Here is an 18419-nt window from a genome sequence, read left to right on the forward strand (position 1 = left end):
TTGTGCGGCCCGGGCGGTGCTGCCGGCCTCACGGGTTCTCGCCGAAGGACCCGCCGAGACGTCCCCGGCGGTGCCGACCGTCAGGGACGCGGGGTGAGAGGTGTGGCGCGGGGCGGGTGGGGACGGAAGTCGTCGAGCGGGCGGGGACGCCTGGGACGCGGTGGGTCTCCCACCACTCCGGGGAGCCGAAACCATGGGGTGGGCCGGCCGAACGCGAGTAGGGGCGTACCCTGCCCGTGCGCCGTGGACGGGCGGGGATCACCCCAGGGTCCTGCGGTGGGGCGCCGACGGTGCCGGGCGCCAGTGTGACGATGACGGAGCGCGGGTGGGCGAGGGCCGGCAGCGTGACCGCGAACGCGGTCATGACGCGGCTGATAAAGTCGCGCACAGCTCTTCTTCCTGGGCTAGAGGAATGGAGAGTCAGGCCCTGGGCAGGTGTTGGCGCACCCACCAGGGCCGTTTCCGTCTATGGGGATGACGATACACGGGATTTCCGGGAGGCGTCCCACGGTCCGGGGGCGCTCCTTCCGCTCTTGCGGATCATTTATCCATTCACTCGGAAAACAAGATAGATAAACCCGCCTTTGGTGGCAAGATAAGCATTTTCTGGATATATCGCTGAATTCGGTTGGGGATACCACTTGGGTGGCTCACCGTCCGGGGCCGGCCGTGCGGGAACGCCGACCGGGAACGAACAGTCGTCGCCGCCAGTGGAACCGGACGACCAGACCGGCGAACGGAGAAGGCCGAGTGGACGTGACGTCGCCCTATGAGGGCGGAGGCACGCATGCGCGTCCCACAACCGGCCCGGTCGGCGCGCCGTTGTCCCCGGTCACGACACGGCCCAGGAGGGTGACGGCGGACACGAGGCCGGGGTGTCACGCAAGGACGGTGATGACGGCCTCAGGCGCGTTCGCGCGGGGCGGTTCCACGGGAGGAACCCCAGGGGCGGTACGGGCGGTGGGTCCCCCTCCACGAGGCGGGGGCCGGCCTCGCCGGCGGGACCGCAGTTTCCCGTGTTGGCGGTCCGCTCGTGGTGGTAGTGGGTTCGTTCGGCGATGCCCTCAGTGGCCGATGGCCGGCCGTCTGCCAGAACGGGAGCGAAGAAGACGGTGAAAGGCCGCTTCATGGTCTGGGCGTGACCGATGGAGTCCCCGATGGCACCCCGTGCCGATCAGATCCCGAGGGCGATGAAGCGGCCGAATCGTCGTGATGATGACCGATCGGCTTTCCCGCCGGTCACCTGCGCCCACCCGCGCGAGATCAGGAAGCGAGGGATCAGCGTTCGATCCCCGAACCCGGATCGGAACGGCGGCGGGGATCGGGCTGCTGGGGAGGTGCCGGGGATGTGTTGGGTGGTGCGAGCCCGTGTTGGGCGCGGCGCACCGTCTCCGTGGTGGTGAGATCCGCAGCCGACCCCACTCGTTTGTCCGGTGATTGCGTGAACGCGGCGAGGAAACGGGCCTTGTCCTCGGCGCCGGCTTCCAGGAACTTCAATGGACTCTGGGGCAGGTCGACGTTGTCGACGCCCCGCAGGCCGGCTTGGAAGACCACCTTCTGCACGGTCTGCCAACGCTGGTGTAGATCGAGTGCCTCTTTGTCTCCGTTGTAGGCGATGGGGGCGACCAGGTCGGCGTCGGAGTGCAGGGCCAGCATCGTCCCCGCGGTGACCGGACCGAGCTCGCCCCGTTCGATCAGCTGCTCGGCGTTTTCCCAATAGGAGGCCAGCCACTCTGAGGCCTCGACGCGACTGAAGGGCACCTCCCCTTCGCTGCGTGCCTCTTTCAAAGCCTCGCCCGCCCGGGGCGGACGCGACCATCGGCCGTCGTCGCCGCGCTCGTTCTCGTAGTAGATGGTTCCCGACCGGTCGGTGACGACGATCCGGTCCACGTGTGGACTCGCCTCCAGCGTGTCCAGCGTCTGCGGGACCATCCCATAGATCCGGTCGTGGGACTCGGCGTCGGCCCAGCGGCCCTCTTCCGGCGGCTCGGAGAGGTAGCGCTTCACCATGTCGAGGCGGCTGCGGTACTCAGACACCGCCATCGCGACCGCCTCGATTCGAAAACCCTCGTGGGCACCCGGTTCAGGGGCTTGGGCGAACCGCTCGACGACCCCCATCACCCTGGAGGGATGGGCGAAGGTCCCCTCGAGGATCAGGCTGTAGCCATGGGCGTGCGCGTGCTGCTGGGTCATCTCGTTCCAGCGGTGCATCGCCTCATTGGTGAGCGCCGCCATATCCAGGGGGCGCTCTTGCTGGATCTTGCTGTAGTGAGGGTGGAATTTTCGGAAATTATCCGGAGTGACCGGGGCGATGTCATCCCCGTGGTACTTGATGATTCTTTTGGTCGCGGTGGACTTGCCTGCGGCGAGTTGTCCGCCCAGTAACACAAGGGTCGGCTTGTGGGTACGTCCAATTCCGGCGAAGACAAGGTCTTTGATGTCCTCGTGAAATATCTCTTGTAGTTGTTCAGGCTTGACTTCGTAAGGAGTTTCAGACGTCATATTCGGTTTTCAGCTTGTCGAGTACGGAATTAAGGTGCTGAATTTCGCTGATCATCTCCCCGCGGGACAAAGTACGCCTCTTGATTAGCCATGCCTCCTTCGCTTTCTCCTTGGCTGTAGCTTTTGCTTCGGCGGTCTGCGCAGCTCTCCCGAGTCGGGTGTAAGCGGCAGCTACCGAGGCTGCAGTGTCGTGCAGGAGATCGGCGATGATGGCGTCAGGCATATTCGCGAAGCGTGGGTCTTCGGAGGTCTCCTTCAGGGGTGCGATGCGGGCGATGGGCTTGCCCTTGCGGGTCAGGATGATGGATCGGCCGAGGTAGCCGGCCTCGCTGGCGAGGTCGCCCAGGATCTTGCGGGCCTCTTCGATTCCGATTTCTCTGTTTTCCATGCCAGCAACCTTAAGTTACTTAAGGTTGTGAGGGAAGGGGTTTCCGAAGAAACCTCACCACAGGTTTGCCACAGACATCCTGTGCCTCCAGGACGGGGTTCAACGGGTGGTAATGAGGGCCGCGAGCCGGCTGTAGGCGGCGCGGGTCGCGCGCCTGAGCCGGTTCGGTTCGATGACTCCGCCCTTGTGCAGGTGGCGGTCGAAGGGGATGGTGACGACCGGCAGTCCCTGTTCGACGAAGCGCCGTTCGGCGTCGGAGCGGCGCGGGGCCTGGGAGGTGCGTCGGCAGATCGCGATCACGCAGGAGGCCGCCAGCGTGGGATAGCCCCTGGAGAGCCAGCGCAGGGTCGCCTGCCCGGCGGCGACGGCGTCGGCGGACGGGTCGAGCACGATGACACAGTGCGTGGAGCGGTCGAGGACGGCCTTGACAACCGGGTCGTCGAGATCGGTTCGGCAGTCGGTGACCACGGTGTCGGCGAAGCGTTCGACGTGGTGGGCGGCTGTTTCATAGTCCTCGACCCCGCCGCCACCGGCCAGGGCGTGCAAACGCTGACGGTTGGAGTTGAGGTAGCCGCGCAATGCCACGAAGCTCTCGATGGCCCGGTCGCGGGCCAGATCGCGCATGGAGTGCCGCACCCGGGTCGGGAACCGGTCGGCGAGGGTGCCGTAGTGGTTGGCGTCCACCGCGATGACCCGTTCGCTGTGCTGCTGGGCCAGTGCGGTGCCGAGTCCCACGGTGGTGGTCGTCTTGCCCACGCCTCCCTTGAGGGAGATCACCGCGATGCGTCGGGCCAGCATCAGGTTGTGCTCGGCGATCGCCTCCTCCCAGGCTTGGGAGGAGTCTCGGTCGGGGGCCGCCGTCTCGGGGAGCGGGGCGGCGGATGTCGAGACGGGACGGAGGGGGGTCCTGGCGACTGGGGGAGCCGCTTCGGCCGAAGGCTTCGCCGGGTGGAGCGGCGCGTCCGGGTTTCCGGAAAGCGCGGGTATGGGGTTGGCCGGGCCCTCCTGTGGCGCTGCGGTCGGAGGCGGGGCGTGTCGGGCGGAGTTCTCCCGGGGACGAACAGGCTGTTCCATCGTGCCGGGGACTTCAGGTGGGGCCGACGCCGGGTGGGCCGGGTGGGCCAGTGCTGCCATGGCGGTCAAGGGGCGGGCGAGCTCGCCAGGGGCCGCGTCTACGGGGTGCTTTGCCGCATCCGGCGTTTCGGGCGGGATCGGTGCGGGGCGGGCCGGGTGTTCCCGACGTGCTGGGGGAGTCGGAAGGGGAACGGGCCCGGCCGGATCCGTTGTGTGGGCGGTCGGGTTCTCGGGCGGTAGCGGCCGGACCCGGCCATCGGGGTGGATCAGCAGGTGCCAGCTGCGGCCGTCGGGGTCGCTGGTGGTGATGGGGAGGGGGCGGCCGGCGGACGCGGCGTGGGCGGCCACCATCTGGATGATGCGGGTGCGCGCCTGGTCGACGTCGGGCGCGGTTACGGCGTGGGAGTGGCCGTCGACGGTGAGGGTGCCGGTGCCGTCGGCCTGGACGACGGCGGTGATCGAGGAGGGGTTCACCGGCCTCTACCTTCCCTTGTAGTTGTGCCAGGGGCCCGTGGACAGATGGATGTGGTCGACGTGGGCGGCGACGACGCCCGCGGCCGCGGCGCTGAGGTGGTCGCGCTTGACCTCTTCCCACGGACCGTAGGGGTCGCGGGAGGGGTTCCAGATGTGTTCGTCGTAGATGATGTACTTGACGTCGAGGACCTCGTGGTGGGCCATGATCCACTGCACGACCTCGATCGCGCGGGCGTCCATGGCCTGGCTCGGATAGGTGCCGGGGCGGGAGACGTGGTAGTCGCAGGCCTGGCCGACCGGATGATCACCGCGCCCGTTGTCCCAGTGCCGGGGGTCGTAGCAGCCCACCCCGCCCAGCGGATCCCAGAACTGGCCGAACTCGGCGACCAGCGCTGCGTAGGCGCGGCAGGCCGAGACGTGGATGCCGTTGGAGACGGGAGCGCAGTCCTCGCTGATCCTTGGGTCGCCGCCCGAGCCAAGGTCGGCGCACTGCTGGGCGTTGACGGGGATCATATCGGTCGCGACACCGGAGAGGGCCTCGACGACGTCGGAGGCGTCTTCCCAGTAGGGGGCGTAGTGATAGGGATCGGCGTTGCGCTGCACCTCGTGGGCGGCCAGGGTGGGTTCCATGTCGTCGCGGCCGTCGACCTTCTCCAGCTGCTCGAAGAACATCCTGGCGCTGCGCGCCGGGTCCATGCGATCCTCGTAGCTGCCCCAAGCGCCGTTGTCACGCTGCTGGAACAGGCCACGTGAATCGGGTCCGGCGGAGTCGCCGTGGTCGATGACGCGCAGCGAGGACTCGCCCATCGCGGTCATGACACCGATGGTCTGATCACGCAGCGACAATCCCATGTCGGCGGCGACGTTCATGATGATGGCGGCGTTGACGAGCTGCTCGCCGCCCCAGCCGGCCTTTCCGATGGGGCCAGTGGGGAGGTCGCCCTCCTTCACGGCCACGCTTGTGGTGGGGGTGCAGGAGCCGCCGGGCAGGACCGCCACGGTGAGGGTGGCCAGGCAGCCGCTGAGCAGGAGAAGGGGGAGGCAGCCAATGAGGAGGGCTTTTCCCCCCGCGCCTCCAGGCATATTCCTCTTCCTTCTTCTCGGGCATCACCGAAGGCGGCCGGAGTTGTCTTTCTCCGGCCGCTGTCAAGGCGTGGGGATCCGAAAATAGCGCACCGTAATTATCGGACGCCACCCCATGTGACCAGGGGCATATTGGAGGGATCCAACCATTCGCGTGATCCTATTCGAGTTTTAGGTCAAACGACTCCATGAGATGAGTGCGCTACTATTGCGCTCCCCGTGTCTTTGCCTCGTGCTTCTTTGTGGTGCGCGAAATAGGAAGAGATCGCCGTGGACGACAACCCGTGGCTGAGCGCCGCTCCCGTGCCCTTGGAACAGCCCTCCACCGTGGCGGCTGAGGTCGATGCGGCGCACGAGCTGGACGTGTCGTCCCAGGTCGGGCCGCCGAGTGGGCCGCAGGCGCCTCAACCGTTCGTTCCCGCCGCCCCAGGCCCCGCGTTGCCGAGACACAACGCGCCGGGACCACCGGCGCTGTGGTGGATGGGCGTGCACGGAGGTGCCGGGGAGAGCACGCTCGCCGCACTCAGCGACGGTGGACGTGCTGCCGGCGGTGCGTGGCCCATAGCCGGTTCCGGTCATCAGCACGCCGTGGTGCTGGTGGCTCGCACCCACCACCACGGCCTGGAGCGGGCCCGGCAGGCCGCCATTGAGTGGGCCGGGGGACAGCCCGATGTACGCCTGCTCGGGTTGGCACTGGTCGCTGATGCGCCAGGTCGGCTGCCGAAACCGTTGCGGGACCTGGCGGCGCTCGTGGCCGGTGGCGTCCCCAGGGTCTGGCATGTCCCCTGGGTGGAGGCGTGGCGAATGGAACCGGCCGGCCCGCACAACACCCCGCATGCCGTGCGACGTCTATTGGCGCAGACCACGGCCCTTTTCTCGTCTTCCGCATCCTGAATTTATCGAGAGAAAGAAAGCACACAGATGACCGAGTTGTTCGCCGCCGCTGTCGAGGTCCTGCCGATGTCGGCGGTCATTCCAGACCCCGGTAGCGGTGAAGCGCCTCCCGTCGGCGCCGGTTTCACCACCATCTTGGGCTGGGTGAAGTGGCTGGCGCTGGCGGTGTGCGTGGCTGGGTTGATGATCGCGGGCGCCACGATGGCGATCCAGTCGCGGCGGGGCGAGGGCGGCGAGCACATGGGCCGCATCGTCATGGTGTTGACCGGTGTGATCGTGATCGCCGCTGCGACGTCCCTGATCGGCTTCCTGGTGGACGCCAGCGCCACCTCCTGATCGTCCCCGCCACAGAACATCGGAAGGAATACCCGTGAGCGATGAGGAGCGGCCCACCGACGGCGGTGGGGGCAAGAGTCCGTTGGCGTCGAGGTCGTTCATCGCGGCCGCGGTCACCGTCGGGGTGATCGTGGCCGCGGGCGGTGTCGTGACGGCGATCAATCTCACCGGTAACGACACGTCCGCCGAAAGCGCGGCCATCGAGCCTTCGGGCGGCCCGGCAGAGGGGACGGTCGGGGAAGAGGAGTATCCCGAGGAGGCGACGCCGGGAGGCGTGGAGCGTTCTGACGGCAGTGAGAGCGTCTGCGGTCTGCGTTCCAGTGAGAAGGACGAGTTCACGGGTTTCCCCGAGGACACCTCCTGGGGGTTCGTGGGGATGATGGAGGCACCGTCGAGTAGGGCGCATGGGCCGGGAGTGGTCGAGGACAACGGGTTCCGGCACTGCTATGCGAAGAGTCCCGAAGGCGTCGTCCTGGCCGCGATGAACTACGTTGCCATGACCAGCGAACCACCGTTGGCTTCCGATCTGCCTTCCCTCTACGCCGAAGGGCCGGGGAAAGACGTGCTGTTGGAGATGCCTGAGGAGGAGCTGCTCGATCCGGACAAACGATACCCCGGGCGTCTCGGTGGGGTCCGGCTGTTGTCCTACGCCGCTGACCGTGCTCGCGTTGACGTCGCGATCATCACGGAGGGGCGGGTGAAGGCAATCGGGTCTCAACCGATCGACTTTCGCTGGGAGGACGGGGACTGGAAGATCGTCACCCGGGAGAACGGGAAGATGGTTATCCCTTTGACGATCCTCCACTCTCTGGACGGCTACATCCTGCCTCCGGCAGAGGTGGGATAGGTCGTGCTGCCCATGGACGGTGAGGAGGACAGCGCATGTGATTGGGGGAGTATCTCCTGTCACATTGAGGAAGATGTAACTTCCGCTGTCAGTAACGCCTTTACCAGCACGTTGGAGGACATCGCCGCGGCGATCACCGAAGCGGTCGCCCAGATCGTCACGGCGTTGGGCACGTCCTGGCTTTTCTTCTCCACCCCGGAGAACCTAGAGGCCGCGGAGAAGGTCGAGCCGGGTGTGGTCACGACGGAGACGCCTCCTGACTCGGTGGCCGGACTGGAGACGGTACTGGGGTGGGTGACCTGGATCTCGCTGGGATTGTGCGTGCTGTCGCTGATGGTGGCGGGCGCGATGATGGCGGTGCGCACCCGGCGAGGTGAGGGGGGAGAACACCTCGGCAAGGTCGTCGTCATCATGGTGGCGACCGTGCTCATCGCGTCGGCCTCGGCGATCGCCGGCGCGCTGCTGGAGGCCGGCCCTTCGGCCAACGCATCCGCTCCAGTGCAGAGCGTGCAGCGCCATCTGTGGTGGTATGTCGGGGCCGCGGTAGTGCTGTCGGTCATCGTCGGCGGAGCCAAGATGGCCTGGGAACAGCGAGCCGACGCCGGCAAGGCGCTGGTGCAGTCGTTGATCACCCTGGTGGTGGTGAGCGGATGCGGTCTGGCGGTGATCACCCTGGCGACGCAGGCGGCCGATGATTTCGCCCGGTGGTTGGTCCTGGACTCTTCTGACGCGGACTTCGGCGAGCGAGTGTTGCAGATGCTCGCGTTGAGCAGAATGCCGGGCCTGGGGGTAATGCTCATCATCGTCTTGGGAGTGATCGCGATGATCGTCTCCCTGATCCAGATGGTGCTGATACTGATCCGCGACGGCCTGCTGGTCGTGCTGGCCGCGATCCTGCCGTTGGCGGCGTCGTTCACCAACACCGAGATGGGGCGCACCTGGTTCAAGAAGACGTGTGCCTGGATCATCGCGTTCATCCTGTACAAGCCGGCCGCGGCCATCATCTACGCGGTGGCCTTCGAGATCGTCGCCTCCGACGAAGGAGGACTGGACCAGACTCTGTCCAGATCGGTGATGGGGCTCGCGTTGATGGTGATGGCGTTGGTGGCGCTGCCCGCGCTGATCAAGCTCACGGTGCCGATGGCCTCCATGGGCGGTGGTGGCGGCGGGGCCGCCGGCGCGGCGGCGGGCGCGGTGGCGGGAATGGCCGGGGCGGTGGCCTCCGGTGCCGTCAAGAAGTTCTCCAGCATTAGTTCCGAAAGCATAGAGACATCCGGCTCTTCCAGCGGCGGGTCTCCCAACGGGGCCGATCCGGTCCCCCACCAGCAGGGGTCACAAGGGGAGGAACCGCACCAGGAGACCTCTCCCGACGGCGCCGACCCGTCCCAGACCGGCAAGAGGCAGGGGACGGGCGATACCCCCGACGGCGCGGACACCGGTGGCGCCGACACCGACAGCGCGGGCACCGGGACAGCGGCCGAGACCGCGTCCGGCAGCGCCGGGGGCAGCGCGGCCACCGGCAACCCCTGGCTCATGGTGGCCGAGGCCGTCGTGGAGACCGGACAGGCGGCCTACGACACAGCCAAGGGAACGATGACAGAGGCGGTGGAGGAGCCCGATGGCAGTAAGTGAGGTCCGTAAACCGCGCACCTACGGCAACTGGCGGCGACCGTCCTCTCCCGGTCTGATGGGACTGGGCGCGATGGGCACCATGCTGCTGCTGTTCGGCCTGGTGTTCACGGTGTTCGTGGTGATGGCCGCGGGCATGCTCGCGGGTCTGGTCTCTGGCGGTGCGCTGGGGGCAATCCTGCTCGTCCTGCTGGTCAAGGACCGCCACGGGCGCAGCATGCTGTCGCGGTTCGTCACCCGGGTCGGTTGGGCCAACGCCCGCAGCGCGGGCGCCCACCTGTACCGGTCGGGGCCGCTGGGCCGGGCGGGGTGGGGCACCCACCAGCTTCCCGGGTTGGCCGCGCCGTCACGGCTGAGCGAGCACCAGGATTCCTATGGGCGGCGTTTCGCGCTGATCCACGTGCCCTTCACCGGTCACTTCACCGTGGTGTTCGGGTCCGACCCGGATGGGGCGGCGCTGGTGGACGCCGAACAGATCGACCAGTGGGTCGCCGGTTGGGGCCAGTGGCTGGCCAACCTGGGGGAGGAGCCCGGGGTGGAGGCCGCACAGGTGACGGTGGAGACCGCGCCCGATACCGGACACCGATTGCGGCGCGAGGTTACCGCCAACCTCGACCCCGATGCCCCCGAGCTCGCGCGGCGCATGCTCGTCGAGACGATGACCACCTATCCGCGCGGCAGCTCCGCGGTGCGCGCCTACATCGCCGTCACTTTCAAGGCGATGGGCACTAACGGCAGGCGGCGCAGCGCCGAGGAGGTGGGACGGGACCTGGCCGCGCGTCTGCCGGCGCTGACCGGGTCGCTGGCCGCGACCGGGGCGGGAGCCGCCCGTCCGCTGTCGGCGGCCGAGCTGTGCGAGGTGGTGCGCATCGCCTACGACCCTGCGGCCGCCACGATCGTGGACGAGGCCCACGCCAACGGTGAGGCCGTCGAGATGGACTGGGCCAACGTCGGTCCGGCGGCGGCCGAGGCGACGTGGGAGACCTATCGGCACGACAGCGGCACGTCGGTGAGCTGGACGATGACCTCGGCTCCGCGCGGCAACGTGCAGTCCTCGGTGCTGGAACGCCTGCTCAAGCCGCACCGCGACATTGACCGCAAGCGGGTGTCGCTGCTGTACCGGCCCCTGGATCCGGCGCGGGCCGCCGCGGTGGTGGAGGCCGACCTGCGCGCCGCGCAGTTCCGCGCGACCTCCACTCACCGGCCCGCAGCCCGTGACCTGGTGGCCACCCGCCAGGCACAGGCCACCGCGAACGAGGAAGCCATCGGCGCCGCGCTGATCAACTTCGGGATCGTGGTGACCGCGACCGTCACGGATCCGGCGCGGCTGCCCGAGGCCAAGGCCGCCGTGGACAACCTGGCCGCCACCGCCCGGCTGCGGCTGCGGCCGGCCTACGGCTCCCAGGACGCAGCGTTCGCCGCGTCGCTGCCGTTGGGTCTGGTGCTGCCACGGCACCTGCGTGTCCCCGCCGAGCTGCGCGACCAGTTCTAGGAGTCCCATGTTCAAGACGAGGAAGCGCGCGCCCTCCGCGCAGCCGGCCGCCGAGGCCCGGCCAGAGCAGCCGCAGAAGACGGCGAAGAAGACGAAGAAGGTGGAGCCGGGACCACGGCGGCCCGGACCGCGTGGCTGGAACGGCCGCGGCGGCGGCGCCTCGCTGCTGGTGCAGATGGCCGACGAATACCGTGGCACGAGCGTGCAGGTCTGCGGTCTGTGGCCGTTCGCTGTTGGCGCGGGAGCCCCCATGATCGGGGTGCCCATTGGTCGTAACCTGCTCTCCGGGGCGACCTTGTGCTGCGACCCGATCTCGTGGTTCCAGCGCGCCAACCTCATCTCCAACCCCAGCGCGTTCGTGCTGGGCCTGCCCGGTCTGGGCAAGTCCACGATCGTGCGGCGGATGGTGCTGGGACTGGCCGGCTATGGGGTCCAGCCACTCGTCCTGGGCGACCTCAAACCCGACTACGTCGATCTCATCGAGGCGCTGGGCGGGCAGGTCATCAGCCTCGGCCGGGGTCGCGGCCACCTCAACGTGCTCGACCCAGGTGAGGCCCGTACGGCCGCCGAACGCCTCACCGGTACGGCCCGCTCCCGGGTAGTGGCCGACGCCCACGGCCGGCGTCTGACCATGGTCTCGGCCCTGCTCACCATCATCCGTTCCGCGCCGCCCAGTGACCGCGAGGAGACCATCCTCGACCGCGCGCTGAAGGTGCTGGACGAGCGCCACGAGGGCGTCCCGGTGCTGGCCGACCTGCTCAAGGTCATTCAGGACGCTCCCGAGGAGGTGCGTCAGGTCGCGCTGGACCGTGGATCCCTGGACCGCTACCGCGAGATCACCGATCACCTGGAGGCCTCTCTCATCGGCCTGGTCGGTGGCGGACGGCTGGGGGAGATCTTCGCCGCCCCCACCTCCAACCCGATGAAGCTGGACCGGCCCGTCGTCTTCGACGTCTCCTCCATCGACGACTCCGAGATCGACCTGCAGGCCGCCGTGCTGCTGGCCTGCTGGTCCACCGGGTTCGGCGCGGTCGGAGTGTCCCATGCCCTGGCTGACGCTGGGCTGGCCCCGCGTCGCCACTACTTCGTCGTCCTGGACGAGTTGTGGCGGGCGCTGCGCGCCGGCCGTGGCATCGTCGACCGGGTCGACGCCCTCACCCGCCTCAACCGCCAACGCGGCGTCGGCATGGCCATGGTCTCCCACACCATGAGTGACCTGATGGCGTTGGCCAGCGAGGAGGACCGCGCTAAGGCGCGTGGGTTCGTGGAACGGTCCGGCATGGTCATCTGCGGAGGCCTGCCCGAGGCGGAGATGCCCATGCTCAACAGCGCGGTGCGGATGTCACGCGCTGAGCAGCGACTGCTGTCCAGCTGGCAGGACCCACCCGCTTGGGACGCCACCGCCGGACGCGAGGCCGCGCCCCCGGGGCGCGGCAAGTTCCTCATCAAGGTCGGCGGCCGGCCCGGCATCCCCGTCCACGTCGGCCTGACCGCGGCCGAGGTCGCCATCAACGACACCAACAAGCTGTGGCACAGCGCCTCCCGCATCGGCACTTCGGAAGGGACGTGACATGCCCTCGACCAGACGCCGTGGCGTCCAGCCTTCGACCGTCAGCGCCGAGACTCTCCTCGGGGCTGCCGCCCTGGTTCTGCTCACCTTGGTCGTGGGCGGGGCCTGGTGCGCGATCCACCTGGCCGACCTCTTGGCCTCCAATCCGCAGCATCCACCCCTCAACCCCGCCACGCTCGCCGTGGCCCTGGCCACCGGGGAGACCGTCTGGACCGACGGCACCACCGTCGTTGTCGTCGCCGAGGTGCTTTTCCTGCTCGGGACAGTCGGTCTCGTCGTGTGGTGGCGCCGGCGCCGCAAGCGCAGGTCCAGCCGGGTGGACCGGGCCGCCGTCTACATGGGCTCCGGGGACGAACTGGCCGCGCTGACCGAACAGGGGGCCGCGGCCACCGCGCGCCGGCTCGGCGTCACTGGCGCCCCCGGCGTGCCGATCGGGCGCGTCGTCGCCGACGGGCGCATGTTGTACGGCTCCTGGGAGGACATGCACATCGATATCTGGGGACCGCGCACCGGCAAAACGACCTCGCGGGCGATTCCGGCCATCCTGGCCGCCCCCGCCACCTCCTCGGTGCTGGTCACCTCCAACAAGCGAGACGCCACCGACGCCACCCGCGACGTGCGCGCCGAGATCACCGGCAACACCCCCTGGGTGTTCGACCCCCAGCAGATCGCCCGTGAGGAGCCGACCTGGTGGTGGAATCCGCTGTCCTACGTCACCGACGAGGTCAAAGCCGCCCAGCTCGCCGGCCACTTCGCCTCCGGCAGCCGCGAGAACGGAGCGCGCGCTGACGCCTACTTCGACGGTGAGGGCAGGAACCTGCTCGCCGGACTGCTGCTGGCCGCCGCGTTGGACGATCGCCCCATCACCGACGTCTACACCTGGCTGACCCGCCCCACTGACGACACCGCCGTCGCCATCCTCGCCGACCATGGGTTCCCCCTGCAGGCCGACGGTGTCGCCGGGATCGTCAACGCCCCTGACAAGCAACGCGCTGGCGTCTTCGGTACCGCCGCCCAGATGGCGTCCTGCCTGACCAACCGCCGTATCGCCCCCTGGATTACCCGTCAGGGGGCCGACGACGACCGACCCCACTTCGACCCCTATGCCTTCGCCCGTGGCGGTCACACCCTCTACAGCCTGTCCAAGGAGGGTGCCGGAACCGCCGGGCCACTGGTGACCGCGCTGACCGTGGCCGTTGTTGAAGCGGCGGAGGAGATCGGGTCGGCCAGCCCGGGCGGGCGCCTGCCCACCCCGCTGCTGGGCGTGCTGGACGAGGTTGCCAACGTTTGCAAATGGGCCGAGCTGCCCAACCAGTACTCCCACTACGGCTCTCGCGGCATCGTGCTCATGGCGATCCTGCAGTCGTGGTCCCAGGGCGTGGAGGTGTGGGGTCAGGAGGGCATGCGCAAGCTCTGGTCGGCCGCCAACGTCAAGGTTTATGGCGGCGGTGTCTCCGAGACCGCCTTCCTCCAGGAGCTATCCCAGCTCATCGGCGACTACGACCGGCGCTCGGTCTCGGCCTCCATCAGTCGGGACGGCCGTTCCACCACCCGTCAGCTCACCAACCAGACCACCATGGACGTGGCCGACCTGGGCGCGCTGCCTCGAGGCCGCGCGGTCCTCATCGCCTCGGGGGCACCCCCCACGCTGATCAGGACCGTGCCATGGATGGCCGGCCCTCACGCCCAGGCCGTCAAGGCGTCCATCGCGGCACACGAGGCGGGAGGCCAGTCGTGACCACCGAATCTGGCAGTTACGAGGACGACCTTGCTGCGCTCATGGCACTGATCTCCACCCCAGACGACGAAGAGGTACAGGATTCGCAGGTGGCCGCAGCGGGGGCGGCGGACCGCGTAGACGATGCTGTGCTGGTCGACGCTGGAGATGTTGGACAGGACCTGTGTTACGGATCGGTGGACGAGTTCGTGCGCGAGGTCATCGTGCCGCTGTACCGGCGCAAGGTCGGTCCGCGCGGGCCACGGCGCTGGTCGGCTCAGTGGTGGCGCAATGGAGAGGCAGTCTCGCGCCTGGACGGCCTTTGGCGATCCTGGGAACACCTGCGCCAGGATGGCGCGACCGGGATCAGTAGTTGGTGGCGTGACCACGCTGACTACCACATGAACATCCTCTTCGACCCCGATGGTCCCTTCGCCGCCTCCACCGACGAGAACCGGGCCGGCGAACCCCTGCCCTATGACCCGCCGCCGCCGGGCCTGTTCACCGACGCCCGCACCATCGGTTGACCTGGAGACGACCATGACCGAATCCGACGGCATCGAGGAAGCGCTCTCCCATAACCTGCGCGAGGCGATGGTCAGGGCGGAACAGGTCGGGCGTCTGCTGGCCCGCCGACTCGACCTCATCACCGACACCCTCGCTCGCGGAGCCGTGGCGGCCGACCGGGCTTTTGCGCTCCATCGCCTGCGCAGGCGGGTCTGGAAGAAGGCCCAGGAGAAGCTGAAGCAGGTCGAGGACCCCCAATGGTGGGAGCGCGCAACCCCGGACCAGATCGCCGAGGTCCATGAGGTGGCCGTGACCTGGCGCGACCAAGAGCGGATAGCCCGGAAAGCCGACGACACCATCCACCAGGAGGTCCTGGACCGTTATGGGCTTGACCTGCGCACCCTAACGCGGCAACAGGTGTGGGAGGGACTGGAAAGGTCCACCAACGAGATCGATGGCGAATCTAAGCCCACCTATGACTCGCCGGAACGGCGCGATCGGGAGAAGCAGCGGATGGAGCGGGAAGGACTCGACCCTGAGCTCATCGACACCCACATGGTCGTGGACACGATGAACGCCCGGCCGCCGCACGACGCCGTACAACGATGGTGGGCGCGGTGGCGCTCGCGTGGTCCACGCGGTAGGGAGCTCCCCGGCCAGCAGGCCGAACAGGACCTCGGGTTGTGATCTCAACCCCCGATCCCGCTGTTCCCCGTACCTCTCTGTTGCTGGCAGGTGTGGCTTGAATCTGCCTGGGACGTATCCGGGAAAGCACCGTCCTGATCTCTTGGTGAGGCGAGTCGTCGAAGTCCGCCGTGTCCGGTTCCCTCCCGTCCCGCCCGTGGGGTCGGGCGGTGGTGTCTCAAGGCGGGCGAAATCGAGCTTTACGGTCATCCCCTGGCAGGTCGGTATCCTGGGAAGGAATCCGAAGGCCCGGCGTACGACGTCCGCCGGCCCGCACGGCCGCCTCCCGGGAGGGCCCCGGGGCGGCCCCGCCCCCAGATCACCCGGCGTGAGAATGGAGAGCCGTCCAGGTGCGAGATCCTGCTGATCTCTACGAGCTTCGCCCCGATCCTCCCGAGCTCGCCGAGCCGGTCATGTTGGTGGCCCTCGACGGCTTCGTGGACGCGGGGGCCGCCGCCAGGCAGGCGGTGGGAAGCCTGCTCGAGGACTTCGAGGCCGAGGAAATCGCGACCTTCGATATCGACCGGCTCCTCGACTACCGCTCCCGCCGTCCGGTGATGACGTTCAACCGGGACGCCTGGACCGGTTACGCCGACCCCAAGCTCGCCCTCTACCTCCTGCGTGACGGCGAGGGCACGCCCTTCCTCCTCCTCAACGGCCTGGAGCCCGACCGGGAGTGGGAGGCGTTCAGCCAGGCCGTCATCCAGCTCGTCGAGCGTTTCTCGGTGAGCCTGACGGTGGGCTTCCACGGCATCCCCATGGCGGTCCCCCACACCCGCCCGGCCACTGTCACGGCCCACGCCACCCGCGCCGAGCTGGTCTCGGGTTTCACCCCGTGGATGGGGACCGTGCAGGTTCCGGGCAGCGCCGCCTCCCTGCTGGAGTACCGCCTGGGCGAGGCCGGCCACGACTTCATCGGGTACGCCGTCCACGTCCCCAGCTACCTGGCCCAGTCGGAGTACCCGCGGGCGGCCCTGTCGGTGCTGGAGTACGTCGCCGGGGCCACGGGCCTGGCGCTTCCCACCAGCCGCCTGGAAGAGGCCGCGAGCGAGACCGACGCCGAGATCGAACAGCAGGTCCAGGCGTCGGAGGAGGTCCAGCGGGTGGTCCACAACCTCGAACGGCAGTACGACGACTTCCTCGCGTCGCGCGACCTCGCCGCCGACCTCGACCCCCTGCTCGCCGGGGACGAGTCGCAGCTGCCCACCGCCGACGAACTCGGCGCGGAACTCGAACGCTACCTCGCCGAACGCGACCGCGGCACAGAAGGATGACGGCCGGACCCGTGCTCTACCAGTTGCTCTTCCACGCCGTTCTGCGCCGCATGGACGCCGAACAGGCCCACCACCTCAGCTTCGCCGCGCTGCGCGCCTCGGCGAACGTCCCGGGGGTCGCCGAGGCGATGCGCCGGGTCCTGGGGCCCCGCGACCCCGAACTCCGGATCCACGCGCTGGGCCGGGAGTTCGCCGGCCCGCTCGGCTTGGCGGCGGGTTTCGACAAGAACGCCCACGGAGTGGCCGGGCTCGTCGCGCTCGGCTTCGGGCACGTCGAGGTCGGCACGGTCACCGCGCGCCCCCAGCCCGGCAACCCCAAGCCGCGGCTGTTCCGGCTCGTCGCCGACCGCGCGATCGTCAACCGGATGGGGTTCAACAACGAGGGCTCGGCGGTGGTGTCGGAACGGCTGCGCGCCCACCGCGCCCGCCACGGACGCCGGCACGTCATCGGCGCCAACATCGGCAAGACGAAGGTGGTCCCCGAGAACGAGGCGATCGCCGACTACGTCACCAGCGCGCGCCGTTTCGCCGACGTCGCGGACTACCTCGTGGTCAACGTCAGTTCGCCCAACACCCCGGGGCTGCGCAATCTCCAGGCGGTCGAGCACCTGCGGCCGCTGCTGACCGAGGTGCGCCGTACGCTCGACGACGCCGGCCACCCCGAGCTGCCGCTCCTGGTGAAGATCGCGCCGGACCTCGCCGACGCCGACATCGACGCCGTCGCCGACCTCGCCCTGGAACTCGGCCTGCACGGCATCATCGCCACCAACACCACGATCGCGCGCGAGGGCCTGCGGACCGACCCCGCCCAGGTCGACGCGGCGGGCGCCGGTGGTCTGTCGGGCGCCCCGTTGAAGCACCGCTCGCTGGAGGTGCTCAAGCGGCTGCGCGCGCGGGTGGGCGACCGTATCGTGCTCATCGCGGTCGGCGGGGTGGAGACCCCGGTGGACGCGTGGCTGCGCATCCGGGCCGGGGCCACCCTGGTGCAGGGCTACACGGGGCTGATCTACGGCGGTCCGCTGTGGCCGCGCCGCATCCACAAGGGGCTGGCGCGGCTGGCGCGGGCGGCCGGTTACGCCTCGGTCGCCGACGCGGTCGGGGTCGACGTCGACCTCGCGGTCCGCGACCGCGCGCCGGCCCGCTGAGATCGGCCTCCCACGACGGGAGACGGGCCGGTGCGCCACCCTTCGCGGGGTGGCGCACCGGCCCGTTGGGTCTCCTCGGGGGTCAGCGGGCGGTGAGCGGCGCGTACCCCTCCAGCTCCGCGCCGAGCAGCGGCCCCGCGAAGTGGCTGGGGCGGACCCGCACACCGGTGACACGTTCGGCCAGTGCCAACGCCGCGGCGCCCGGATCGGGGTGCACCGCCTCCGCGTCGGTGTCGATCCCCACCGCGGTCATCTCCGCCAGCAGGGCGTCGGGCTCGGTCCCCTTGCGCGCATCAGGGAAGCGGACGTCGAAGAAGGTCCGCAGCACGCCGTCGGCGACCCAGCGGAACTCGTAGCGGTGCTCCATGACGACCCGTACCGACACGAGTTCGGTCCCGGCCGACAGGGCCCGGTAGCGCTCGGGCCGGGTGGCGCGGCACCCGGTGGGCTCCACCAGCAGGGTCCACCCGTTCACCTGGAGGGCGTGCGCGGTCATCGGGGGAGCGCCCTCGCAGCACAGGCCGGCCTCCACGGCCTCGGCGATGGGCAGTGAGCGCAGCCGGCGCTCGTCGGCGCCGAGCCGGCACAGGGCCTCGGCCTTGCCCACGCCCTTGACGTAGGACAGGCAGTAGGCCTCGGCGAGGTCGGGCTGGGTCTCTTGGAGCCAGGCATAGTCACGGGCAAGTGCGGCGGACATCGGCCCGTCCCTTCGACAGTCGGGGGCCTCGTTGCGGTGGGCGGCGTTGTCCACGTCGCTTCCGGCCTTCACCCGGCGTGTTCCCACTAGGAGGTCGGCTAAGCGT

At 69.0% G+C, this 18419-nt stretch carries 17 protein-coding genes; 11 read left to right on the plus strand and 6 right to left on the minus strand.

Annotated features, from left to right (window positions below; genetic code table 11):
• Positions 1–28 precede the first annotated feature (28 nt).
• The 5 genes from ACYVHU_RS01545 to ACYVHU_RS01565 form a co-directional block, all read right to left on the minus strand.
• Complete coding sequence (locus ACYVHU_RS01545; protein ID WP_144389963.1) at positions 29–388, minus strand: hypothetical protein; 360 nt, start codon at positions 386–388, stop codon at positions 29–31.
• 890 nt (positions 389–1278) lie between these two features.
• The gene (locus tag ACYVHU_RS01550) at positions 1279–2502 is read right to left on the minus strand and encodes a zeta toxin family protein (RefSeq protein ID WP_078760321.1); all 1224 of its coding nucleotides are present in this window, start codon (positions 2500–2502) and stop codon (positions 1279–1281) included.
• Positions 2492–2890 (minus strand): type II toxin-antitoxin system Phd/YefM family antitoxin, encoded by a 399-nt coding sequence (locus tag ACYVHU_RS01555; RefSeq protein ID WP_078760322.1) that lies wholly within the window; start codon positions 2888–2890, stop codon positions 2492–2494. Before ACYVHU_RS01555 ends, ACYVHU_RS01550 begins: the two co-directional genes overlap by 11 nt.
• Before the next feature lie 99 nt (positions 2891–2989).
• Positions 2990–4438 (minus strand): MinD/ParA family ATP-binding protein, encoded by a 1449-nt coding sequence (locus ACYVHU_RS01560; RefSeq protein WP_078760323.1) that lies wholly within the window; start codon positions 4436–4438, stop codon positions 2990–2992.
• 6 nt (positions 4439–4444) lie between these two features.
• Positions 4445–5521, minus strand: coding sequence for a VldE C-terminal domain-containing protein (locus tag ACYVHU_RS01565; RefSeq protein ID WP_078760324.1), 1077 nt, complete (start codon positions 5519–5521; stop codon positions 4445–4447).
• Between the two features lie 270 nt (positions 5522–5791).
• On the opposite strand from ACYVHU_RS01565, the gene ACYVHU_RS01570 reads away from it, so the two are divergent.
• From ACYVHU_RS01570 to ACYVHU_RS01620, 11 genes are all read left to right on the plus strand, one after another.
• Positions 5792–6415 (plus strand): DUF6668 family protein, encoded by a 624-nt coding sequence (locus ACYVHU_RS01570; RefSeq protein WP_498947380.1) that lies wholly within the window; start codon positions 5792–5794, stop codon positions 6413–6415.
• A 27-nt stretch (positions 6416–6442) separates the two neighbouring features.
• On the plus strand, positions 6443–6751 hold the full coding sequence (locus ACYVHU_RS01575) for a hypothetical protein (protein ID WP_498947381.1): 309 nt from the start codon (positions 6443–6445) through the stop codon (positions 6749–6751).
• 34 nt (positions 6752–6785) lie between these two features.
• Positions 6786–7598, plus strand: coding sequence for a DUF8175 domain-containg protein (locus ACYVHU_RS01580; protein WP_498947382.1), 813 nt, complete (start codon positions 6786–6788; stop codon positions 7596–7598).
• A gap of 111 nt (positions 7599–7709) precedes the next feature.
• On the plus strand, positions 7710–9230 hold the full coding sequence (locus ACYVHU_RS01585; RefSeq protein WP_498947383.1) for a TrbL/VirB6 family protein: 1521 nt from the start codon (positions 7710–7712) through the stop codon (positions 9228–9230).
• Entirely contained in the window at positions 9217–10719 is a 1503-nt protein-coding gene (locus ACYVHU_RS01590) for an SCO6880 family protein (RefSeq protein WP_235000740.1), read from the plus strand. Before ACYVHU_RS01585 ends, ACYVHU_RS01590 begins: the two co-directional genes overlap by 14 nt.
• A gap of 7 nt (positions 10720–10726) precedes the next feature.
• Complete coding sequence (locus tag ACYVHU_RS01595) at positions 10727–12289, plus strand: putative type IV secretion/conjugal transfer ATPase (protein ID WP_078760330.1); 1563 nt, start codon at positions 10727–10729, stop codon at positions 12287–12289.
• 1 nt (position 12290) lies between these two features.
• Positions 12291–14027 (plus strand): type IV secretory system conjugative DNA transfer family protein, encoded by a 1737-nt coding sequence (locus ACYVHU_RS01600; RefSeq protein WP_078760331.1) that lies wholly within the window; start codon positions 12291–12293, stop codon positions 14025–14027.
• Positions 14024–14533, plus strand: coding sequence for a DUF4913 domain-containing protein (locus tag ACYVHU_RS01605; protein WP_235000742.1), 510 nt, complete (start codon positions 14024–14026; stop codon positions 14531–14533). The genes ACYVHU_RS01600 and ACYVHU_RS01605 overlap by 4 nt, the downstream gene beginning before the upstream one ends.
• Before the next feature lie 13 nt (positions 14534–14546).
• Entirely contained in the window at positions 14547–15200 is a 654-nt protein-coding gene (locus ACYVHU_RS01610) for a GNAT family protein (RefSeq protein ID WP_078760332.1), read from the plus strand.
• Positions 15201–15547: 347 nt separating this feature from the next.
• Complete coding sequence (locus ACYVHU_RS01615; protein WP_078760333.1) at positions 15548–16471, plus strand: proteasome assembly chaperone family protein; 924 nt, start codon at positions 15548–15550, stop codon at positions 16469–16471.
• Positions 16468–17616, plus strand: a complete 1149-nt coding sequence (locus ACYVHU_RS01620; RefSeq protein ID WP_078760334.1) for a quinone-dependent dihydroorotate dehydrogenase — start codon at positions 16468–16470, stop codon at positions 17614–17616. The genes ACYVHU_RS01615 and ACYVHU_RS01620 overlap by 4 nt, the downstream gene beginning before the upstream one ends.
• 82 nt (positions 17617–17698) lie before the next feature.
• Here ACYVHU_RS01620 and ACYVHU_RS01625 read toward each other — a convergent pair whose 3' ends face one another.
• The gene (locus tag ACYVHU_RS01625) at positions 17699–18385 is read right to left on the minus strand and encodes a DUF6461 domain-containing protein (RefSeq protein ID WP_498947384.1); all 687 of its coding nucleotides are present in this window, start codon (positions 18383–18385) and stop codon (positions 17699–17701) included.
• Positions 18386–18419: the final 34 nt, after the last annotated feature.

This window comes from Marinactinospora endophytica, assembly GCF_054780875.1.

What these genes read in the sequence shown, in the direction of transcription:
- ACYVHU_RS01550 (WP_078760321.1), bottom strand. Translation starts at nt 2,502, where the DNA reads ATGACGTCTGAAACTCCTTACGAAGTCAAGCCTGAACAACTACAAGAG.
- ACYVHU_RS01555 (WP_078760322.1), bottom strand. Translation starts at nt 2,890, where the DNA reads ATGGAAAACAGAGAAATCGGAATCGAAGAGGCCCGCAAGATCCTGGGC.
- ACYVHU_RS01565 (WP_078760324.1), bottom strand. Translation starts at nt 5,521, where the DNA reads ATGCCTGGAGGCGCGGGGGGAAAAGCCCTCCTCATTGGCTGCCTCCCC.
- ACYVHU_RS01575 (WP_498947381.1), top strand. Translation starts at nt 6,443, where the DNA reads ATGACCGAGTTGTTCGCCGCCGCTGTCGAGGTCCTGCCGATGTCGGCG.
- ACYVHU_RS01590 (WP_235000740.1), top strand. Translation starts at nt 9,217, where the DNA reads ATGGCAGTAAGTGAGGTCCGTAAACCGCGCACCTACGGCAACTGGCGG.
- ACYVHU_RS01595 (WP_078760330.1), top strand. Translation starts at nt 10,727, where the DNA reads ATGTTCAAGACGAGGAAGCGCGCGCCCTCCGCGCAGCCGGCCGCCGAG.
- ACYVHU_RS01600 (WP_078760331.1), top strand. Translation starts at nt 12,291, where the DNA reads ATGCCCTCGACCAGACGCCGTGGCGTCCAGCCTTCGACCGTCAGCGCC.
- ACYVHU_RS01610 (WP_078760332.1), top strand. Translation starts at nt 14,547, where the DNA reads ATGACCGAATCCGACGGCATCGAGGAAGCGCTCTCCCATAACCTGCGC.
- ACYVHU_RS01620 (WP_078760334.1), top strand. Translation starts at nt 16,468, where the DNA reads ATGACGGCCGGACCCGTGCTCTACCAGTTGCTCTTCCACGCCGTTCTG.